This is a genomic window from Brevibacterium sp. Lmc1 (genome assembly GCF_057654315.1).
Genome location: NZ_CM172803.1, coordinates 2,831,685 through 2,852,989, shown reverse-complemented (window position 1 = coordinate 2,852,989; position 21,305 = coordinate 2,831,685). Strand labels below are relative to the sequence as shown.

Here is a 21,305-nt window from a genome sequence, read left to right as displayed (position 1 = left end):
GTCGGGACGAACGTTTGCGAGGTTTGACACCCTCGAGTGCTGCGGGGAACTATTGAGGCATGACTCACCTTCTTGTCGTCGTTATTACCCAGCGCGCGGATCTTCCGTAGCCTGTCGAGACGACACGTTCCGCGCGCCCCTACCGAATCCGGAGGGGCTTTTTTAATGCGGAGATGAGAAGGAAACCCAGGAAGGATAGGAATCGATGGCAGCCAAGCCCTCGACCGCGAAAGACACGGGCACTCAACCCGCGTCCGCACCGGTCACAGCCACACCGTCCAGCATTCGCCGCAACACCGGGCCGGAGGTCCTCACCGGCGCACAGGCGATCGTCCGCAGCCTCGAGAAGCTCGAGGTCGACACGGTATTCGGGCTTCCCGGCGGCACCATCCTTCCCACCTACGACCCGCTGTTCGAGACGGACAAGATCCGTCACATCCTCGTCCGTCACGAGCAGGGCGCCGGCCACGCGGCCGAAGGCTATGCGGCCGCATCGGGCAAGCTCGGCGTGTGCATCGCCACCTCGGGTCCGGGCGCGACGAACCTCATCACGGCCCTGGCCGATGCGCACATGGACTCCGTGCCGATGCTCGCGATCACCGGTCAGCAGGCCTCATCGTTGCTCGGCACCGACGCCTTCCAGGAAGCCGATATCGTCGGCATGACGATGCCGGTGACCAAGCACAGCTTCCTCGTCACCCGTGCCGAGGACATTCCGGCGGCGCTCGTCAACGCCCACCACATCGCGACCACCGGCCGTCCCGGCCCCGTGCTCGTCGACATCACCAAGGATGCGCAGACCGGCACGGCCCCGTTCGTCTGGCCGGAAGAGCCGGTGCTGCCCGGCTACCGCCCGATCCTCAAGCCGCACGCCAAGCAGATCCGCGAGGCCGCACGCCTGATGTCCGAGGCTCAGCGCCCGGTGTTCTACATCGGCGGTGGAGTCATCCGCTCGGAGGCCGAGAAGGAGCTGCTGCGCCTGGCAGAGGCCACGAACATCCCCGTGGTGACCACGCTCATGGCGCGCGGAGCCTTCCCCGACTCGCATCAGCTGCACTTGGGCATGCCCGGAATGCACGGCAGCGTGCCTGCCGTCACCGCCTTCCAGAAGGCCGACCTGCTCATCGCCATCGGTGCCCGCTTCGACGACCGCGTGACCGGCAAGCTGGACTCGTTCGCGCCGAACGCCCAGGTCATCCACGCCGATATCGACCCGGCCGAGATCGGCAAGAACCGAGAGGTCGATGTCGCCATCGTCGGCGATGCCCGCGAAGTGCTCGCCGAGATGCTCGCAGAGATGCGCAGCAAGTTCCCCAAGGCTCTGGAGCGCCAGCGCGAACCGTGGTGGCGCTTCCTCAACCGTCTCAAGCAGACCTACCCGCTCGGCTATGAGACGCACGGCGAACTGTGCGATCCGCAGTACGTCATCTCCCGGATCTCTGCGCTCACCGGCCCCGAGGCGGTCTATGCCGCAGGCGTGGGGCAGCACCAGATGTGGGCCGCTCAGTTCATCGAATTCGAACGCCCCAAGTCCTGGCTGAACTCCGGCGGGCTCGGCACCATGGGCTACTCCGTGCCCGCGGCCATGGGTGCGAAGGTCAGCCAGCCCGACCGCGTGGTGTGGGCGATCGACGGTGACGGCTGCTTCCAGATGACGAATCAGGAGCTGGCCACCTGTGCGCTCAACAACATCCCGATCAAGGTCGCGATCATCAACAACTCGTCGCTGGGCATGGTCCGTCAGTGGCAGACCCTGTTCTACGACGGCCGCTACTCGAACACCGACCTCAACACCGGGCACGAGACGATCCGCATCCCCGACTTCGCCAAACTGGCCGAAGCCTACGGCTGTGAGGCGATCCGCGTGGACCGCAACGAGGATGTCGACGCCGCGATCGAGAAGGCGCTGTCGATCAATGACCGACCGGTCGTCCTCGACTTCACGGTCCCACCGGATGCGATGGTGTGGCCGATGGTCGCGGCAGGCGTGTCGAACGATGAGATCGAGTACGCCCGCGGCATCCGTCCCGAGTTCGACGGAGAGGGCGAAGAGGAGGCCGAGGCTGCCATCGCCGAGGCCGGAGCGAACGAAGACGGCACGGTGCGTTCCGTGGCTCAGATCGAAGGAGGCCTGGAATGAACAGCAGCCGACACACACTCTCTGTCCTGGTCGAGAACAAGCCCGGCGTGCTCACCCGGTTCACCGGGCTCATCGCCCGCCGCGGCTTCAATATCCACAGCCTCGCCGTCGGTGTGACAGAACATGAGGAGCTGAGCCGGATCACCGTCGTCGTCGACGTCAACGACGTTCCGCTGGAACAGGTGACGAAGCAGCTGAACAAGCTCGTCAACGTCATCAAGATCGTCGAACTCGAACCTGAGTCCTCGGTGCGCCGTGCGCACATCATCTACAAGGTGAAGGCGAATGCGGCCACACGACCCCAGGTCGCCTCGGCGGTGGAGATGTTCCGCGCGAAGATCGTCGACGTCGGACCCGACTCCGTGAGCATCGAGGCCACCGGTGAGCTCGGCAAGGTCGAAGCCCTGCGCGAGGTCCTCGAACCCTTCGGGATCAAGGAGATCGTGCAGTCGGGAACCGTGGCCATCGGCCGCGGGGCGAAGTCGATCACCGACCGCGCACTGCGTGGCTGATTTCGCGTTCCAACTTGTGGAACCCCGCTCATCTCAATACGTGAACAGCAGTACCGAACTGTGAAACAATGGGGACATCACCCCGTAACCCGAAGGAGCTAGAACTATGGCAGCAGAACGCTATTACGACGACAATGCAGACCTGTCGATCATCCAGGGCAAGAAGGTCGCCGTCATCGGCTACGGCAGCCAGGGCCACGCCCACTCGCTGAGCCTGCGCGACTCCGGCGCCGAAGTCCGCATCGGCCTCAAGGAAGGCTCGGCCAGCCGCGACAAGGCCACGGCAGAGGGCCTCGAGGTCGGCACCCCCGCCGAGGTGGCCGCATGGGCCGATGTCATCACCATCGCCGCACCCGACCAGGTTCAGGCCGAGATCTTCAACAATGAGATCAAGGATCAGCTGGCTCCCGGCAAGACCCTCGTGTTCATCCACGGCTTCAACATCCGCTACGACTACATCAAGGCTCCCGAGGGCGTCGACGTCATCATGGTCGCACCGAAGGGTCCCGGCCACGTGGTTCGTCGTGAGTTCGTCGACGGCCGCGGTGTGCCCGTGCTCGTCGCCGTCGAGGTCGACGCCTCCGGAAAGGCCTGGGACACCGTGCTGTCCTACGCCAAGGGCATCGGCGGCCTGCGCGCCGGCGGCATCAAGACCACCTTCACCGAGGAGACCGAGACCGACCTGTTCGGTGAGCAGACCGTGCTCTGCGGCGGTGTCTCGCACCTCGTCCAGTACGGCTTCGAGACCCTGACCGAGGCCGGCTACCAGCCCGAGATCGCGTACTTCGAGGTCCTCCACGAGCTCAAGCTCATCGTCGACCTCATGGTCGAGGGCGGCATCGCCAAGCAGCGTTGGTCCTGCTCCGACACCGCTGAGTACGGCGACTACGTCTCCGGCCCGCGGGTCATCACCCCCGAGGTGAAGGAGAACATGAAGGGCGTCCTCGACGACATCCAGAACGGAAAGTTCGCCGAGCGCTTCATGAACGACCAGAAGAACGGCGCCCCGGAGTTCAAGGAGCTGCGCGCCAAGGAAGAGCAGCACCCGATCGAATCCACCGGTCGCGAGCTGCGCAAGATGTTCGCATGGCTCAAGGACTCCGACGACGACTACACCGAGGGCACTGCCGCTCGCTGAGTCGGAATCATCGGCTGAGTCTCAACCTCGCCGAGGCGGCCCCAACGCTGCGATGCTGTGACCGCCCCAGCTGGGAGAGCTGAGAGAAGGAGCCCTGGACACCATTCGGTGTCCAGGGCTCCTTCACATTCACAGATCTCGGCTGGTCAGACGGCCGGTGCTGTCGCTCTGGCAGCCGACTCGCCCGGTCAGGCGGCCAGCCGGGCAGCGCGTCTGGCGGCTTGGATCTGCGGATCCGGCAGGGGAGCGGATTCGATTAGCTCCTTCGTATACGCCTGCTGCGGCGCAGTGAGCACTTGAGCGCTCGTGCCCTGTTCGACGATCGCTCCATGCCTGAGCACGACGACGGTGGAGGCGAGCTGCTCGATGACGGCAAGGTCATGACTGATGAACAGACAGGCGAAATCGTGGATCTCGTGGAGTTCGGCCAGCAGACGCAGCACCCCGCGTTGGACCGAAACGTCGAGCGCGGACGTCGGCTCATCGGCGATGAGCAGCTTCGGATCCAGAGCGAGTGCCCGCGCAATGGCCACACGCTGACGCTGACCACCGGAGAGCTCGTGCGGATAGCGCTCGGCGAAGTCACCGGGCAGCTGCACATCGTCGAGGAGCGCAGCCACGCGTGCGTCGATCGTGTGAGAATCGAGGCGACGATGGACCCGCAGGGGCTCGCCGATCTGAGAACCGATGGTCCGCCGCGGATTGAGTGCGCCGCGTGGGTCCTGAAAGACCACACCGATATCGGCGCGGCGACGTCGCTGAGCCCGGTTCGGGCGGGTGGACACGGCCTGACCGTCGACGAAGACCTGACCGCTGCTGAGCTTCTGCCCGCCGGTGAGGACAGTGGCGATCGTCGACTTCCCGGAACCGGATTCGCCCACGAGTCCGGTGATCGAACCGGCAGGAATCTGCAGGTCGATGCCCTCGATCGCGGTGACCGGGCCCGCCGAGCTCCTGTGCACGACTGTGGCAGATCTGAGCTCGGCGGCGATTGCCGGAGCAGTTGATCCATCTGGCGCTGTCGATGCATCCGGAGCGCTGGATGAACCGGTCTCCGGTTTCGACCTTCCAGATCCGAAGTCACCGAGGCGGGGGACCGCAGCCAGCAGCTGGCGCGTATATTCTTCCTGCGGGTCCGAGAACAGTTCGTCGACCTTGCCCTGTTCGACGATGCGACCGTTCTTCATCACGGCCACTTCGTCGGCGATATCGGCGACGACACCCATATCGTGGGTGATGAGGAGGACGGCCTGCCCTTCCTCAGTCGCTTGGGAGCGGAGAAGGTCGAGGATGCCCGTCTGGACCGTGACATCGAGAGCCGTCGTCGGTTCGTCGGCGATGAGCACACGCGGGGCATTGACCGTCGCCAAGGCGATCATCGCTCGCTGCAGCTGACCACCCGAGAGCTGATGCGGATAGGCTCGCATGATCCGGTCCGGGTCGTCGAGGCCGACCTTGACCAACTGGGCTCGTACCCGGTCTCTCACCGATGTTTCGGCAGCAGATGCGGCACCGGCCGTCGCCTCCGCACCTCCAGCGGGTTCTGCTCCACCCGGCGAAGAGCCCGCGCGGTGACGGTGAGCACGAACCGCCTCGGCGATCTGATGACCGAGGCGGAACATCGGATTGAACGCGCTCATCGGCTCTTGGAAGACGACGCCGATCTCCGCCCCACGCACTCCGCGCAGCCCAGTGGGGTCGAGCCCGACGAGTTCACGGCTGTCTGCAGCTGTACCGGTTAGGCCCGCAGAGCTCAGAAGCACGGACCCCGTCTGCTCCGCGCTTCCTGCCAAGCCGAGTGCAGCCAGTGCGGTCACGGACTTGCCCGAACCGGACTCGCCGACGAGGGCGAGGATCCGGCCGGGAACGAGGTCGAAAGACACCTCACGGGTGATGACCTTCGGTCCGAACGACACGCAGTGGTCACGATAGGACAGTGCAGCGCGGTCAGTCGGAACGGTCTCAGGCGACGGCGCAGAATCGGCAACCATGGATCAGCCCTTCAGCGATGCCTTGAAGTAGACCGGGTAGGCGGGGAAGTCGCCGATGACGAAGTTCTCCACGTTCGACCCGTGCAGGTAGGAGTTCTTGTTATAGGTCAGCGGTACGATCGGCGCCTGCTCCATGATCGCCTTGTCGGCCTCGGCCCAGACTTTCTGAGCTGCGGTCGGGTCGACGGTCTCGGTGGCCTTCTTGATGAGGGCATCGACCTTCTCATCGGAGAAGTGCGAAATGTTGTAGTTGCCGTTGCCGATCTGTGAGGAGTCGAAGAGCGGAGCGATATTGCCGTTGGCCGATGGGAAGTCCGGCTGCCAAGAGCTCAGGGCGAGATCGTAGTCGCCCTTGGCATCCGTTGCGTCGGCGGAGAAGGTGTTCGAGTCGACGGATTTGATGGTGACCTTGATATCGGCGCGTGCCAGCGCTTCCTGGACAGCTTCTGCTTCGGACACGGAGGTGGCGTCATTGGCGACGAGCAGCTTGAGGTCACCGAGCTTCTCTCCGGATTCCTCGAGCAGGGACTTCGCCTTCTCCACATCGCCTTCCGGCTTCGCCTCGTACAGGTCGTAGTCGACGCGTCCGGGGATGCCTGGGGTGATGAGGGTCGAGGCGAAGTCGCCCGAGATCTCGCCTCCGGCGGCGATGCGGAACGTGTCCTTGTTCACCGCATAGTTGATCGCCTGACGAACCTTGACGTTGTCGAGACCCTTCGAATCGTTGTTCATCGCCAGGTATGACAAAGCTCCGGGGCCTGAAGTGACCAGACGCGACTTCGCATTCGGATCGTTCTGCACCTGGGCGAGCTGAGCAGCGGGCACGAAGCTTGCCGAGAAGCCGTTCTTCGCATCCCCGGAATCGGAGATGAGCGCCTGCGCAGTCACCGAAGCATCCTGACCGAGTTTGAAGACGACTTCGTCGGGGCCGGCGGTACGCACCGGATCGGTCTTCTCATCCCAATTGTCATTGCGGGTCAGCACCGCCTCGGCGCCGGACTTGTTCGACTCGACCTTGTACGGACCCGATGCGATGGGATCGAGGCCGTATTTGCCCGGATCGTCCTTCGATTCGGGCACGGGGGAGAAGGCCGGCATCGACGCGATCCACGGGAAGTCGCCGAATGAGGAATCGAGGTGGAAGACGATCGTCTTCTCATCAGGAGTCTCGACGGACTTGAGCTCCTTGCCCTTGAACGGGCCCGCATAGTCATCGCCGCCCTCAAGCAGCGTCTTGTGATAGCTGAGCCCTCCGGAGAGTTCGGTGGAGAAGGAGCGTTCGATGCCGTACTTGATATCGGCCGAGGTGATCTCCGAGCCGTCTTCGTACTTCAGCCCGTCCCTCAGCGTGAAGGTCCAGGTCTTGCCGTCGTCGCTGGCTGTACCAGTGTCAGTGGCGAGATCCGGGACGACCTTCGCCTGTTTGCCTGGCTGGATGTCCCAGGTGGTCAGGCGGCGGTGGACGAACGACAGGGACGTGATCGCCAGGCCCTGGCTCTTGCCCGGATCGAAGTCCATGTCCGGGGCGTCGGAGAAGATGTTGAGCGTCCCTCCCTTGTGCGTTTCGCCGAGGGTGTTGGACTCCCCGCCGTCCTTGTTCAGTTCAGGGTTGGCATTGCAGCCGGTGAGGACGAGACCCAAGGACAGGGTGGCGGCGATGAGTGCTGCGCGTTTCATGGTGTGCCTTTCGGATGTGCGGCGCTGACTGCGTCGCGAAGTCGGTCAAGAGACGAATGAGGAGGAGAGCTGGTATCGACATCGCCGCCGAGGCGGCCCCGTGCGCATGTGTTCGTGTGCGGTGCTCATCGGCCGGTCACCGTTCATCGGACGGCCTTGATTCGCGGGTCGAGCAGCGAATAACTGAGATCGGCCAGCAGGTTGGCGATGATGACGACGGCGGCTGCGAAGAGAGTCACACCGACGATGACCTGGATGTCGAGGTTCGACACCGCTTCGAGCAGCAGAGTCCCGACTCCGCCGAGCCCGAAGACCTTCTCCGTGATCACGGCGCCGCCGAGGAGTCCGCCGATATCGATGGCGAAGAGGGTGGTCAGAGGAACCACGAGGTTGCGCAGGCCGTGTTTGCCGATCACCGTCGTTTCGGACAGTCCCTTGGCCCTGGCAGTGCGGATGAAGTCCTGGCTGAGCACTTCGAGCATCTGTCCGCGAGTGAGCCGGGCATAGATGGCGCCATTGGCGATGGCGAGCACGATCCACGGCAGGATGAGGTGGAAGGCCCACATTCCGGGGTTCTCGGTGAACGGCACGTAGCCGCCGATCGGCAGCACGTTGAGGGTGAAGCCGAAGAGGAGGATGCCGAGCAGCCCGAGCAGATAGGTCGGTGCGGAGATGCCGGTGATGGCGGCGCCCATGACCGTGCTGTCGGCGGCAGTTCCGCGTTTGAGAGCGGCGATGAGACCGGCGGCTATTCCGCCGATTCCCCACAGGACCGCAGCTCCGAGGGTGAGCGAGAACGTGATCGGCAGACGGTCGATGACGAGATCGGTGACCGAATCGCGCAGACGGAACGAATACCCGAAGCAGGGTGCGTTGCAGTGGATTGCGGCCGCGCCCTCACCATAGGTGCGCCCGCCGACGATGCCGCCGAGGAAGTCGAAGAGCTGCTTCCACCAGGCCTGATCGACGCCGAGATAGCGCTCGACCTCGGCCAGACGTTCCGGGGAGCAGGGTTTGCCGCACGAATACTGTGCCGGGTTCGCAGGCATGAGGTAGAAGATCGCGAAGCACGCAGCGGCGATGATGAGCAGTACGAAGGCCGCGCCGAGGAGGCGCATGAGGATGAATTTCGTGCGGTTCATGCCTGCCCTCCCGCGCTCAGCGGATCAGTCGAGACGGGAGCAGCCGCGGGGGCCGCCTCGGTGCTGGTGGTTGTCGAGGCCTCAGCCTCGGACGGGTCGAGGGCATCGCGGAGCCCGTCGCCGAACATGTTGAATCCGAGCGTGACGAGGAACAGAGCCATTCCGGGGAAGATGAGATACATCGGGTCGACTTGGACCCAGCTGATGGCATCGGAGATCGACCGGCCCCATGACGGAGTGGGCGGGTTGACGCCGACGCCGAGGAAGGACAGCGCCGCCTCGGCGCCGATCTTGCCCGGAATCGACACTGTCGTGAAGACGATGATGGTGGCGAGGATGTTCGGAATGATCTCGCGGATGATGATGCGGCCGCTGCCGATGCCCTGCGCCGCGGCGGCGCGGACGAATCCGCGCTCCCGCAAGGACAGGGTCTCGCTGCGGACGACGCGGGCGATCGACGGCCAGCCGAAGAACCCGATGACGAGGATGAGCAGCAGCGGTCGGGGGACGCTGGCCGGGACCGTTGCGGACAATGCGATGGCGAAGATGAGGAACGGGAAGCCGAAGATGATGTCGGTCAGCCTGGAGAGCAGACGGTCAGCGACTCCACCGTAGAAGCCGGCGATGAGACCGACGGCGACGCCGACCATGATGGACACCGCGGTGGAGGCAAGACCGATGAGCAGTGACACCTGCGCCCCATAGCTGACGATGGCGAAGAGATCTCGGCCCGTGCGGGGTTCGACGCCGAACCAGTGTTGAGCACTTACTCCGCCCAATGGTCCGGTCGGGGCTGTGTCCGGGCCGAGTGCATCCGGGTTGTAGGCATACGGGCTGTTGCCGGTGATCGCAGAGAATGCGGGAGCGAGCGCAGCGAGGGCGACGAAGAAGACGACGAGCGCGAGGCCGATCATGGCGGGACGGGACCGCCTCAGGCGCGTCCAGACGGTGATGCGCTGACCGCGTGGGGGTGGTGCTTGATCCATGTTCTGCTTTCTTCGACGGCGTCGCCGTTCTTGAGTCGAGCGGGTGTGCTCGGAGAAGGGCGGGTGCGACCCGGAGGTGGCCGGGTTCGGCTTGGTTGCCTGAACTGCTCAACAATTATTACTCCTGAATTCCTCCTGGGCAAAGTCTGGATGCTTTCTCGGTCTGCGGACGGTCGGCTCCCGTGGGCGGCGATCGGCCGGTCCGTCTGGGATCTGTGAGCCCTCTGCCTAGCCTGAGCGCAATCATTCGTGGGCATGGAGGGTGATCTGGACTACTGTGGATGTGTGACGAATTACAGATTCGAAGACTTCGAGCCCACCATCGACGAAGCCGCCGGCGAGCCGGATGAGCGCACCAAGGCGTACTTCGCCTCGACGAGTGTGGGCTTCCACGACCCGCGTTCGACGGATGCGGCCCTGGTGGGCAGGGTGAAGCGGGCGATCGCCGATGGGCGCAAGCTCACCGCCGTCTACGCCGACCAAGAGTTCGGCCACGGATTGGATTCGTCGATCCCGGTCGCGACCTTCGCTTGGTTCGAAAAACTCGTCAACGTCGGCGGCGGTCGGCTGGTCCCGGGTCACCTCATCACCTGGATCACGGTGCGACCGACCCACCGGCGGCGCGGTCTGCTGCGGTCGCTGATGACCACGGACCTCGCCGAGGCGAAGGCGGCCGGCTACCCGTTCGCCGCACTGACCGCGACCGAAGGCGGAATCTACTCGCGCTTCGGCTTCGGTGTGGCCACCTGGCTGCGTTCGATCGAGGTCGACACCTCTCCCGGCTTCAAAATGGTCCGCGAACCCGATCGCCGTGTCGAGATGTGCCTGCCCAGCGAGCTGCGCGAACTCGCTCCGAAGATCTACGACCGTTTCATGCGGACCTCGCCCGGAGCGATGGAGCGCCAGCAGACCTACATCGAACGCGCCACCGGCGCCCTCAACACTGAGACGGGCGAAGAGGACCGCGGTGTCCGCGCGGCCCTGCACTTCGACGAACAGGGCGAGCCCGACGGCTATGTGTCCTACAAGTTCGCCGGCTGGTCGAAGACCCCGCCGACCGTCGACATCATCGACTTCGTGGCCGTCACCGATGCGGCCTACGCCTCCCTGTGGTCGTTCCTCGCCGCCATCGACCTGTCGACCCGCGTGACCTTCGGCGAGTCCGCCGAATACTCCCCGCTGCCGTGGCTGCTCACCGATTCCAGGCGTGTGAAGACCGTCGCGAGCGAGGACAACATCTGGATCCGCATCCTCGACGTCAAGGCCGCACTCGAAGCCCGGCCCTGGTATGTGCCCGGAACGCTGACGATCGACATCGACGATTCCCTCGACCTCGCAGGGGGACGCTTCACGATCACCTCTGACGGTGAGAGCGCCGAGGTGACCCCTGCCTCCGATTCGACGCCGGCAGACCTGGGGCTCGGCATCGCCGAGCTCGGGTCCCTGTACCTCGGCGGCGCCGATCCCGTCATCCTCGCCCGGGCCGGACGCATCGATGAGCAGACGCCGGGATCCGCCGTACTCGCCAGCGCAATGTTCAGCCTCGGTCGGGCACCGTATTCTCCGAACGGATTCTGAGCACGCCGCGGATTCTGAGCAACCCGAACGGTCTGTTGAGCGATTCTTCCCAGAATCTGAGACCTTGTGAAGGAATCCTGAAAGTCTCATAAGGTGGACGCGTCCCGGACGCAACAGGAGGAAATCAGTGCCCAAGCCCGTCGTGCTCATCGCCGAAGAACTGTCACCGGCCACCATCGAAGCTCTCGGAGGAGACTTCGAGATCCGTCACACCGAGGGCGCCGACCGATCCCAGCTCCTGCCCGCCATCGCCGACGCCGATGCGATCCTCGTCCGGTCTGCCACGCAGGTCGACGCCGAAGCCATCAACGCTGCGAAGAAACTCAAGGTCATCGCCCGCGCCGGCGTCGGACTCGACAATGTCGATGTCCCCGCGGCCACCTCGGCGGGTGTCATGGTCGTTAACGCACCCACGTCGAACATCATCTCCGCAGCCGAGCTGACGATGGCCCACATCCTCGGCTCGGCTCGCTACTTCGGTGCCGGAAACACCTCGCTGAAGGCGGGGGAGTGGAACCGGAAGAAGTACACCGGCGTCGAACTCTACGAGAAGACCCTGGGCATCGTCGGCCTCGGCCGCATCGGCGGACTCGTCGCCGAACGCGCGAAGGCCTTCGGCATGCGACTCGTCGGCTACGACCCCTACATCACCCAGGCCCGCGCGGCTCAGATGGGCGTCGAGGTCCTCGACCTGCCCGGTCTGCTCGCCGTGTCCGACTTCGTCACCGTGCACATGCCGAAGACGCCGGAGACGGTCGGCATGATCAGCACCGAGGAGCTCAAAGCCGCCAAGCCCGGAGCCCGGTTCATCAACGTCGCCCGCGGCGGCATCATCGACGAGGCAGCCCTGGCCGAGGCTGTGGCCAACGGCGAGGTCGGCGGTGCCGGAATCGACGTCTGGAACGTCGAACCGCCGGAGCACTCGGCACTCATGGATCTCGATGCCGTCAACGTCACCCCGCATCTGGGCGCCTCGACTCATGAGGCCCAGGAGAAGGCCGGCGTCGCCGTGGCGAAGTCCGTGCGCAAGGCCCTGGCCGGGGAACTCGTCCCCGACGCGGTCAACGTCGCAGGCGGCGCCATCCACGAGGATGTGCGCCCGGGCATTCCCCTGGCCGAGCGTCTGGGCCGGGTCGTCAACGCTCTGGCGGACTCCTCGGTCACGCACTTCAAGGTCGAGGTCAACGGCGAGATCGCCGACAAGGACGTCTCCGTCCTCAAGCTCTCCGCGCTCAAGGGCCTGTTCAAGGACGTCGTGTCCGATCAGGTCTCCTATGTCAACGCTCCGCTGCTGGCCGAAGAGCGTGGAATCGGCGTCGAGCTCGTCACCGATCCGTACTGCGAATCGTTCCGCAACATCACCCGACTGACCGCGACGACGAGCACCGGGCAGCGCATCTCCGTGTCCGGCACGGTCACCGGTCCGAAGCTCGTGCAGAAGCTCACCGAGGTCGACGGCTACTCGCTCGAGATCGAACTGACCGACAACCTGCTGATCTTCCGCTACGAGGACCGTCCGGGAATCATCGGTCAGCTGGGTCTGGCACTCGGTGCGAACAACGTCAACATCGCGGGAATGCAGGTCTCGCCTGCATCGACGAGCAACGAGGCGCTGTCCGTGCTCGCCGTGGATTCGGTCGTCTCGGACGAGGTCGTCAAGGCCGTGGCCGGTGCCGTGAACGCCTCGGCCTTCACCGGCGTCTCGCTCCAGGAGGACTGAGCCCCTCAGCAGAAGACCCGTTCACCCCGCAAGCCACAGAGCGAAGCGGGGTGAACGGGTCTTCTGCGCTGTCAGGGTCCAGAATTCGTCGACGAGAACGGCGACGGCGATGCCGATGAAGGCGCCGGCGATCGTGTCGGTGAGCCAATGGACCTGGAGCGCTGTCCGAGACCACATCATGCCGAGGATCCAGATCCCGGCGAGGATGAACGACCAATGGAAGCCCATCCTCGGTGCTTGTGCTTGTGCTTCCTGGGCTGTCGATCCGCGCAGCTGATGACGGCGGCAGGCGATGATGGCCAGACTCATGGCCAGTGCGGCCGCGCCCATCGAATGCCCCGAGGGATAGGAGAACCCCAAGGATTCGTAGAGCTGGTCGCCGGGGCGCAGCCGGGTGACGATGGCCTTGAGGATCTCCGAGGCGGCGATGCCGGCGAGCATCGTGGTGACGAGGAAGAGCGCCGAGCGCAGGCGTCTGCGCAACACGAAGACGCCTGTGAGCAACGCGGTGCAGATGACCACACCCGTGCCGCCGCCGACCTCGGCGAGGACGACGGCGATCCAATACGGCACCGAGCCTCTATCGAGGCCGACGAACTCCAACCAGGACTGATCGACCGGGGTGGGCCCGATGCGCTCGAGATGCAGCCACAGTCCGAAGGCGATGACGAGCAGGACGGCGGGCAGTGTTGCCCACAGCAGCCAAGGCGGCTGTCGGCTCAAGCGTTCCAGAGACCGTAGGCGTCGGCCATGGACGCGATCTTCTTGGCGCGGGCCAGGCGCGGCAGATAGGAGCCGTCGGTGATCTCGGATCCGCCTTCGGCGGCTTCGAGCATCTGGCGGGCCCAATCGCGTTCGTCTTCGCTCGGGCTCATGGCCTCGTTGAGGGTGTTGACCTGGTCGACGGTGAGGACGAGCTTTCCGGTCATGCCCATCATGTGTGTGACTTCGGCATCGGCCCAGACCTTCTCATCATCGGCATCGGCGGCCGAAGGGCCGTCGATGGGTCCGGGAAGGCCGCCCATGCGAGAGGCGATCGTCAGGCGTGAGCGGGCATAGGCCAGAGCCATCGGATCGCCGGAGAAGCCGGTGTCCTTGCGGAAGTCATTGGTGCCGAAGGCCAGACGGAAGGTGCCGGGCGCCTCGGCGATGCGGGTGGCGTTCTCCACTCCGCGGGCCGATTCCAAGAGGGCGAGCACGGGCAGGCCGGCCTTCGCGCGCATCGCGGTGTAGGACACCTGCTCAGGGCGTTCGGTCTCGGGCAGCATGACTCCGCGCAGGCCCGGAAGCATGGCGACGGCGGCGAGGTCGTCGGCCCAGAACTCGGATTCCATCTTGTTGATCCGCACCCAGGCGGACATTCCCGAGTCGAGGGCGCGCACGACATTGTCGCGGGCTTCGATCTTCTTGTCATCGGCGACAGAAGCCTCGAGGTCGAAGATGACGGAATCCGCTTCCGAGGTCTGCGCAGGAGTGAACAGTTCCTCCCTCGCAGCATTGACGAGCAGCCAGGACCGGGAGAGTTTGGCGGGCAGAGCTGCGGCGCGGGCGTTGCGGATGATTTCGGTCAATGATCGACTTTCTCTCGGGGCTGGTTGCGTGCGGCCCCCACGGGGTTTGGGGTGCTGTCTCCATTTTCGTCCCTGCGGCGTCGGATGTGTAGCCGAGAACAGTGATTGAGACGTGAATTTGTTCATGTCGGCACACGGAGCGCGGGGCAGCGGCGGGTGCGGCGGTCGTCGTCCGAAGTGTTCGCGCCACTGTTGCACCGACGTCGCTGCATCTCCGCCCCTCCGCGACGGCGCAGACGACGGTTCACATTGTAAGACGCTGTAGTTGTATCGTGAGATTGAGTCTTATTCTGTGAGCATGAAGTTCTCAATCGCAGTCATGCCCGGAGATGGAATCGGCAACGAGGTCGTCCCCGAAGGCCTCAAAGTCCTCAAGCGCGCCATCGAGGTGTCCGGCGAGCCCGTCGAGCTCGAGCTCACCGATTACAAGGTCGGTGCTCAGCGCTATCACGAGACCGGTGAGACGCTCACCGACGAAGAGCTCGAATCGCTGCGTGAACATGATGCCATCTTCTTCGGCGCCTGCGGAGATCCGTCCGTGCCCTCCGGCGTGCTCGAGCGCGGAGTCATCCTCAAGATGCGCTTCGGGCTGGGGCATGCTGTGAACCTGCGTCCCTCGAAGCTGTTCGCCGGAGTCACCAGCCCGCTGGCCGAGCCCGGGAAGATCGACTTCGTCGTCGTCCGCGAGGGCACCGAGGGCTCGTACACCGGATCCGGCGGTTCCGTGCGCACGGACACGCCACAGGAAGTCGCGACCGAGGTCTCGGTCAACACCTGGTACGGCGTCGAGCGCGCCGTCCGCGATGCCTTCGCCCGTGCTCAGGCGCGGAACAAGAAGCTCACCTACGTGCACAAGCACAATGTCATGGTCCACGCCGGCCACCTGTGGCGTCGCGTGGTCGAGAAGGTCGGGCAGGAATTCCCCGAGGTGGCCGTCAACTACGAGCACACCGATGCGTGCACGATCTACATGGTCACGAATCCCGAGCGCTACGACGTCATCGTCACCGACAACCTCTTCGGTGACATCCTCACCGACCTCGCAGCCGCGGTCACCGGCGGAATCGGTCTGGCAGCCTCGGGGAACCTCAACGTCGAAGGCACGGCGCCGAGCCTGTTCGAACCGATCCACGGATCCGCTCCGGACATCGCCGGGCAGCAGATCGCCGACCCGACCGCCTCGATCCTCTCGGGGGCGCTCATGGCCTCCCACCTGGGGCTCGAGACCGTGGCCAAGGCGATCGAGACGGCCGTGGAGGCCGACCTCGCCGAGCGCGACGGAACGAAGCGGTCCACCGCCGAGGTGGGCGACGCGATCGCGGCACGCATCGGCTGACCGGATCGACCGTCTCGGCGAAGGGGTGAGTGGGTGACCACGGGGTCACCTCTGCGAGGGGGCGGATGGGCAACCATGGGGTCACCTCTGCGAGGATGAACCCAACCGAGCGACACCCGATTTCAGGTTTGACGACATCACCCCGGTGCGACGAGCGCCGGGTGATGGACTACCCTGAAAGTGTCACTCATCACAAGTGAGAAAAGAGTTTTCATGACAGATTTCACCGTTCTTAAGAACCTCCAGCCGCAACCCGAGCTGGTGCGCGAGAACATCAAGAAGGATCCCGGCTTCGGCCAGTACTTCACCGACCACATGGCGCACATCCGCTATACGATCGATGACGGTTGGCAGGGACACGAGGTCCGGCCGTATGGTCCGCTGCTGCTCGACCCGGCAGCCGCCGTCCTCCACTATGCCCAGGAGATCTTCGAGGGGCTCAAGGCCTACCGTCATGCCGACGGATCGGTATGGACATTCCGACCCGAGCGCAATGCCGCGCGCATCAACAAGTCTGCCGAGCGTCTCGCGCTGCCGCAGCTGCCCGAAGAGGACTTCATCAACTCGCTCAAGCACCTGGTCAGCCTCGATCAGGCATGGGTTCCGACGCCGGAGTCGGACGCCGATGAGTCGAGTCTCTACCTGCGCCCGTTCATGATCGCCACGGAGCGGTTCCTCGGCGTGCGGGCGAGCCACGAGGTCGACTACTACGTCATCGCCTCACCGGCCGGACCCTACTTCTCCGGCGGCATCAAGCCGGTGTCGATCTGGCTCTCGCCGAAGCTCAAGCGCGCCGGCGCGGGCGGCACCGGATTCGCCAAGTGCGGCGGCAACTATGCATCGTCGCTGGTGGCGACCAACGAGGCGGCCGCCAAGGGCTGCCAGCAGGTGCTGTTCACCGACTCGGTGGAGAACAAGTACATCGACGAGCTCGGCGGCATGAACCTCATGCTCGTGACGAGGAGCGGCAAGCTGCTCACCCCGGCGCTGAGCGATTCGATCCTCGACGGCGTCACCCGCCGTTCGCTGCTCGAACTGGCTCCTCAGCTCGGACTCGAGGCCGAAGAGCGTCAGATCTCCATCGAGGAGTGGCGCGAGGGCGCGGCCAGCGGCGAGATCGTCGAGGCGTTCGCCTGCGGCACCGCCGCGGTCATCACGCCGATCAGCAAGCTTGTCAGCGAAGACTTCACCATCGACCATGGTGAAGAGGCCGGTGAGAAGACAATGGAGCTGCGCAAGACGCTGCTCGGCATCCAGTACGGACGCGTCGAGGACAAGAACAACTGGCTCGTGCGGCTGGCCTGAGGGTCGGGGCTCTGGAGGGCCGGGCGTCGCGATGATCGCGGAGTCCGGCCCTTTGTGTCAGTTCGTCTGCTGTTGCGGAGCCGTTGATTACGGGGTGACCGGTCGGCAGTTATTTTACTCAGCTGTGCGTTAAATGGGGTACTGTGTCTTCGTGCACACGACCACCTCGGCGTCGGTACCGACAGCCTCCGAAGTCATCGCTCACCTGCCATGGAAGTGGCGCACCCAAGGTGCCATCTTCATCATCGGCGGGCTCGGTTTCATGTTCGACGCATGGGACGTCGCCCTCAACGGATTCCTCATTCCGCTGCTCAGCGACTATTGGAGTCTCACCGTCGGCCAGGCCGCCTGGATCGCGACCGCCAACCTCATCGGCATGGCACTTGGTGCCTTCATCTGGGGCGGCATCGCCGACGTCATCGGTCGGAAGAAGGCCTTCACTCTCACGCTCCTTGTGTTCTCGATCTTCACCGTCGCCGGAGCCTTCGCGCCCGCATATGGGTGGTTCATCCTCTTCCGCTTCTTTGCGGGATTCGGGCTCGGCGGATGTATCCCCGTCGACTACGCCCTCGTCGGGGAGTTCACTCCCAGCCGTCACCGCGGACGCGTGCTCACGGCTATGGACGGCTGGTGGCCGATCGGCGCCTCGCTCTGTGCGTTCGTGTCGGCTTACCTCCTCGGCTTCGGGGACTGGCGCCTGATCATGCTCGTCATGATCGTGCCGGCTCTGTTGACGGTGGCGGTGCGTTTCGGGATTCCGGAATCACCTCTCTATCTGGCCTCGGTCGGACGCTACGCAGAGGCCGATGCGATCATCAAGCGACTGGTCGAGCGCACCGGCGCCGACGTGCGTGAGTGGACACACGAGCCGGTCGGAGGGACTGCTGCGACGCCGACCTCGAGTGCAGAGCCCAAGGTAGGTGGGCAGCTGCGTGCGGCCAGTGGTCAGCTGGTGCAGCTGTGGCAGCATTCCGCGAGAACGACTCTCGTCGCCTGGTCGCTGTTCGTCTCCGTCCTTCTTGTCTACTATGCGGCGCTGACATGGCTGCCGGGGATCCTCAAGAAGCAGGGGCTGGCCGATCAGGCGGCATTCCTCGTCACCGGGTCGATGACAGCGGTGGGCATCCTCGGTGTGATCGTCTCCGCGCTCATCGTCGAACGATTCGGTCGCAAATGGGTGCTCGGGGTCTCGTCGATCGTGGCCGCGATCCTCCTCGTCGGATCGGCAGTGTTCATCGAAGCCTCCGGCGCCGACCTCACCTGGACTGCGAAGGCCGCAATCATCGGGTTCGGCTTCGTCATCCAGATCGCCATCCCGACGCTCTACACCTACGTCTCCGAGCTCTATCCCACCCGCCTGCGCGGATCCGGATTCGGATGGGCGTCGGCAGCGTCTCGACTGGCGACAGGAATCGCCCCGATCGTCTTCGGTGCGTTCATGTGGCCCGTGCTCGGACTGGCGCTGACGTTCGTCCTCACCGGCGCGCTTGTGGTCGTCGCCGTGCTGCTCATGGGCTTCCTCGCCCGAGAGACGACCGGCGAAGAACTGAGCTGAGGCAGCCGCGAAAGCAGCGGGGCAGCTCCACCTCGAACCGATTGGCAACGGATCTGCTTCCATGAAGCTGTGACCTGCACAGATGGTCGCGCGAAATCTCGTGTCAGTGGCGAACGATAGTGTTCTGGACATGGAGGCAAAGCCGGTTCCAGACGTGCTCACCGAGATCGCTCGGTGGTGTGAGAGCCTGTCCGAAATGCCTCCTGCCGCGACCGAGGAAGAGGCGATCGATCGCATCACGGCTCTCGAGGAGCTGACTTCCGCCTGCGCCGCCGCGCAGGCCCGCGAATCCCTGACGTTCGATACGCACCGCAGGAATCGGGAAGCCGAAGACGGGATCCCGAGCAAGAAGCAGGGCCTCGGAGTCGGTGCGGAGATCGGCTTAGCCAGAAAGGTCTCCCGGCACCGTGGCAACGCGCTGCTCAAATTCTCTCGGACCCTGCTCTTGGATCTGCCCAATGTCTACAGGGCGATGAAAGGTGGCGACATCTCGGAGGAGAAGGCCCGCACGGTCGCAAAGGAATCCGACTGGCTTCCCCGGGAGAAGAAGCACGAGCTCGACGAGCAGATGGCCGGACGCCTGGCCGAGGTGGGTGTGAGGCGACTGGGCAACGAAGTGAGGGCTCTCGCACAGAGACTCGATCAGAAGGCTGCAGTCGACCACCTCGAGCGCTGTATCGAGGAGCGCTCGGTCAGTGTGCGTCCGGCACCGGGAAATATGGCGTATCTGACCGCTCTGCTGCCGATGCCGCAGGCTGTCGCCGCATTCGCCAACCTCAAGAAGTCGGCGCAGACTGCCATCGCCACCGGCAGAGCCGACGGTTGAGGTCAGAATCAGATCGCTGCGGATCTCTTGGTCGAGCGACTGACCGGGCAGGCTGCTGCTGCGGCAGTGCCCACTGAAGTCCACCTCATCATGCAGGACAGCAGTCTGTTCGGGCCCGGGGAAGAATCGGCATGGTTCCCCGGAGTCGGCCCGATCCCGGCACAAGCCGCCAGGGCCGTCGTTGCCGAGAACGAGGCCGCCACCTTCATCCGCAGGCTCTACACTCGGCCCGAAGACGGGCAGCTCGTGAGGATGGACTCGCGCCGCAGGGAATTCTCCGGGCTGCTTCGACGCATGGTCGTCTTCCGCGACGACGTCTGCCGCTCGCCGTGGTGCGAGGCCCCCATCCAGCACGCCGATCATGCCGACGCGGCTGCCGGCGGCGGCGAAACCGAGTGGGACAACGCCTCTGGACTGTGCGCCGCCTGCAACTATCTCAAAGAGCTCAGCGGGTGGCGCCACAAGGCAACTGCCGACTCCCTCGAGGTCGTCACACCGACCGGTCACCACTACAAAACCCGCACCAAACCACTCAGCGGTCCCGATCCCGGATGCGCCTCCGGTCAGGACGGGGGACTCGGTGCGAGGCATGGCCCCGGCCAACAGGATCCTCCTGATCAGCAGCACGATCGGGAACGGCAGCAACTTCCCGGTCGACAACACGGTCCCGAGCCGGGACGAGACTATGGCCCCGAACCGGGACGAGGGCCCGTTCAAGCAGCGGAGGCGACGGCGTCGACCGGTGACGGACCTCGTGCCGCGCCGCCCGGCGAGGGAACACGTGCCGCGCCGCTGGACGACGGACCTCGTGCCGTTCCCCCGAGCGACCGTGACGGTGCTTCACCAGACGAAGCCGAACACGCGTTCTCGGTGCTGATCCCATGGCGGTACGTTCGCCGGACCTCGCAGCCGGCAATTGTCGAAGTTGGCGGAACCACTATCGGAATCGATATCTTTGATGCCGACGAACGCCCGATGAGCCCCACCGAAGAACTACTCTGCGCCGCAATCCTCGAACACCGAGGCAGGCTGTGAACCGAGTCTGCCGAGGCGATGACAAGTGGTCACCGAAAGTTCAACTGCCCGCTCCATCACGGGACTATGGTGATAGTCATGAACGACCTCAACGGGCAGCCGTCGCCCGCTGACCACATCGCGCCCTCCGGCCGCGCAGACGTTCCCGCGATCGAAATCGTGTGGGGGATGCCGACGGGAATGGGGCCGTTGTGGCAGGGCATGCCCTCGGGGCCGGGAATCACCGGAGTCCTCCCGCCCCGCAACGAGGTCGAAGCAGTCTATGGGGCCGCTGCCGCCGAGCCGCCGCTGAACGAGGACCCGAGGTTTGCGGCAGTGTTCGCCGACGTCTACGAAGTCTCCGTCCGCAACGGGCAGGTCCTCATGACATTGACCCGGACCCAGCCCGACGGACGGCTGAGCTCATTCGCCTACGGACACCATTGGAAATGGGAAGAACAGAAATATCCGTGGGCCTTCGAACTGCAGCGCCGCCTCGGCGAGGTTTCGACCGAACTCGAATCGACCTTCGCTCTCAACCTGCTCGCCCGTGATCCGAACCGGCGCGAACGAGGACTGGGACGGCGCACTCTCGAGGCGTGGATCGGGGAGGTCGGACGCTTCGGCTGCTGGCTGCAGACCGACGATATCGACAGCCCGGCACGACGGCTCTACGAGGAACTCGGCTTCACCGAACTCGGCCACGGGCCCGAAGCACCCAACGGGCACCCCGGCTTGGTCATGTTCCGCAGCCCGCGGTGAGAAATCCTCGGCAGAACAGTTTCTCGTCAGCGGCGACACGTGGCCGCGTCGG

General features: G+C 64.7%; 17 protein-coding genes. 11 read left to right on the top strand and 6 right to left on the bottom strand.

Annotated elements, in window-relative coordinates; translation table 11 throughout:
* Positions 1-205 precede the first annotated feature (205 nt).
* From AC239G_RS12775 to ilvC, 3 genes are all read left to right on the top strand, one after another.
* Complete coding sequence (locus AC239G_RS12775) at positions 206-2,140, top strand: acetolactate synthase large subunit (RefSeq protein WP_139468870.1); 1,935 nt, start codon at positions 206-208, stop codon at positions 2,138-2,140.
* Positions 2,137-2,652 (top strand): acetolactate synthase small subunit, encoded by a 516-nt coding sequence (ilvN, locus tag AC239G_RS12770; RefSeq protein ID WP_139468869.1) that lies wholly within the window; start codon positions 2,137-2,139, stop codon positions 2,650-2,652. Before AC239G_RS12775 ends, ilvN begins: the two co-directional genes overlap by 4 nt.
* Before the next feature lie 106 nt (positions 2,653-2,758).
* On the top strand, positions 2,759-3,790 hold the full coding sequence (gene ilvC, locus AC239G_RS12765) for a ketol-acid reductoisomerase (RefSeq protein WP_101544534.1): 1,032 nt from the start codon (positions 2,759-2,761) through the stop codon (positions 3,788-3,790).
* Positions 3,791-3,978: 188 nt separating this feature from the next.
* Here ilvC and AC239G_RS12760 read toward each other — a convergent pair whose 3' ends face one another.
* The 4 genes from AC239G_RS12760 to AC239G_RS12745 all read right to left on the bottom strand — a co-directional run bounded on the left by AC239G_RS12760 (position 3,979) and on the right by AC239G_RS12745 (position 9,586).
* Entirely contained in the window at positions 3,979-5,781 is a 1,803-nt protein-coding gene (locus AC239G_RS12760) for an ATP-binding cassette domain-containing protein (RefSeq protein WP_487489004.1), read from the bottom strand.
* Positions 5,782-5,784: 3 nt separating this feature from the next.
* Positions 5,785-7,458, bottom strand: a complete 1,674-nt coding sequence (locus AC239G_RS12755; protein ID WP_487489003.1) for an ABC transporter substrate-binding protein — start codon at positions 7,456-7,458, stop codon at positions 5,785-5,787.
* A gap of 143 nt (positions 7,459-7,601) precedes the next feature.
* Positions 7,602-8,600, bottom strand: a complete 999-nt coding sequence (locus tag AC239G_RS12750) for an ABC transporter permease (RefSeq protein ID WP_139908480.1) — start codon at positions 8,598-8,600, stop codon at positions 7,602-7,604.
* On the bottom strand, positions 8,597-9,586 hold the full coding sequence (locus AC239G_RS12745; RefSeq protein ID WP_376906218.1) for an ABC transporter permease: 990 nt from the start codon (positions 9,584-9,586) through the stop codon (positions 8,597-8,599). The genes AC239G_RS12750 and AC239G_RS12745 overlap by 4 nt, the downstream gene beginning before the upstream one ends.
* A 285-nt stretch (positions 9,587-9,871) precedes the next feature.
* On the opposite strand from AC239G_RS12745, the gene AC239G_RS12740 reads away from it, so the two are divergent.
* Together AC239G_RS12740 and serA are read left to right on the top strand one after the other, a co-directional pair.
* Positions 9,872-11,164: a GNAT family N-acetyltransferase gene (locus AC239G_RS12740; protein ID WP_139908478.1), complete on the top strand. Its 1,293-nt coding sequence runs from the start codon at positions 9,872-9,874 to the stop codon at positions 11,162-11,164.
* A 127-nt stretch (positions 11,165-11,291) separates the two neighbouring features.
* A complete protein-coding gene (gene serA, locus AC239G_RS12735) occupies positions 11,292-12,884 on the top strand; it encodes a phosphoglycerate dehydrogenase (RefSeq protein WP_172171209.1) in 1,593 nt (530 codons plus the stop codon).
* A 21-nt stretch (positions 12,885-12,905) separates the two neighbouring features.
* On the opposite strand, the gene AC239G_RS12730 is transcribed toward serA, so the two are convergent.
* On the bottom strand, positions 12,906-13,607 hold the full coding sequence (locus AC239G_RS12730) for a phosphatase PAP2 family protein (RefSeq protein WP_487489002.1): 702 nt from the start codon (positions 13,605-13,607) through the stop codon (positions 12,906-12,908).
* Positions 13,604-14,455, bottom strand: a complete 852-nt coding sequence (locus AC239G_RS12725) for an HpcH/HpaI aldolase/citrate lyase family protein (RefSeq protein ID WP_139468861.1) — start codon at positions 14,453-14,455, stop codon at positions 13,604-13,606. The genes AC239G_RS12730 and AC239G_RS12725 overlap by 4 nt, the downstream gene beginning before the upstream one ends.
* Positions 14,456-14,753: 298 nt before the next feature.
* Between AC239G_RS12725 and AC239G_RS12720 the strand changes: the two genes are divergently transcribed.
* The 6 genes from AC239G_RS12720 to AC239G_RS12695 all read left to right on the top strand — a co-directional run bounded on the left by AC239G_RS12720 (position 14,754) and on the right by AC239G_RS12695 (position 21,253).
* Complete coding sequence (locus tag AC239G_RS12720; RefSeq protein ID WP_434590555.1) at positions 14,754-15,791, top strand: 3-isopropylmalate dehydrogenase; 1,038 nt, start codon at positions 14,754-14,756, stop codon at positions 15,789-15,791.
* 213 nt (positions 15,792-16,004) lie between these two features.
* A complete protein-coding gene (locus AC239G_RS12715) occupies positions 16,005-17,096 on the top strand; it encodes a branched-chain amino acid aminotransferase (RefSeq protein ID WP_139468859.1) in 1,092 nt (363 codons plus the stop codon).
* A gap of 151 nt (positions 17,097-17,247) precedes the next feature.
* Entirely contained in the window at positions 17,248-18,651 is a 1,404-nt protein-coding gene (locus AC239G_RS12710; protein ID WP_367647473.1) for an MFS transporter, read from the top strand.
* 130 nt (positions 18,652-18,781) lie between these two features.
* Positions 18,782-19,477 carry a DUF222 domain-containing protein gene (locus tag AC239G_RS12705; RefSeq protein WP_487489001.1) on the top strand — a complete coding sequence of 232 codons (696 nt, stop codon included), beginning with the start codon at positions 18,782-18,784 and terminating at the stop codon, positions 19,475-19,477.
* A gap of 66 nt (positions 19,478-19,543) precedes the next feature.
* A complete protein-coding gene (locus AC239G_RS12700) occupies positions 19,544-20,512 on the top strand; it encodes a hypothetical protein (RefSeq protein WP_487489000.1) in 969 nt (322 codons plus the stop codon).
* Positions 20,513-20,590: 78 nt separating this feature from the next.
* On the top strand, positions 20,591-21,253 hold the full coding sequence (locus tag AC239G_RS12695; protein WP_487488999.1) for a GNAT family N-acetyltransferase: 663 nt from the start codon (positions 20,591-20,593) through the stop codon (positions 21,251-21,253).
* Positions 21,254-21,305: the final 52 nt, after the last annotated feature.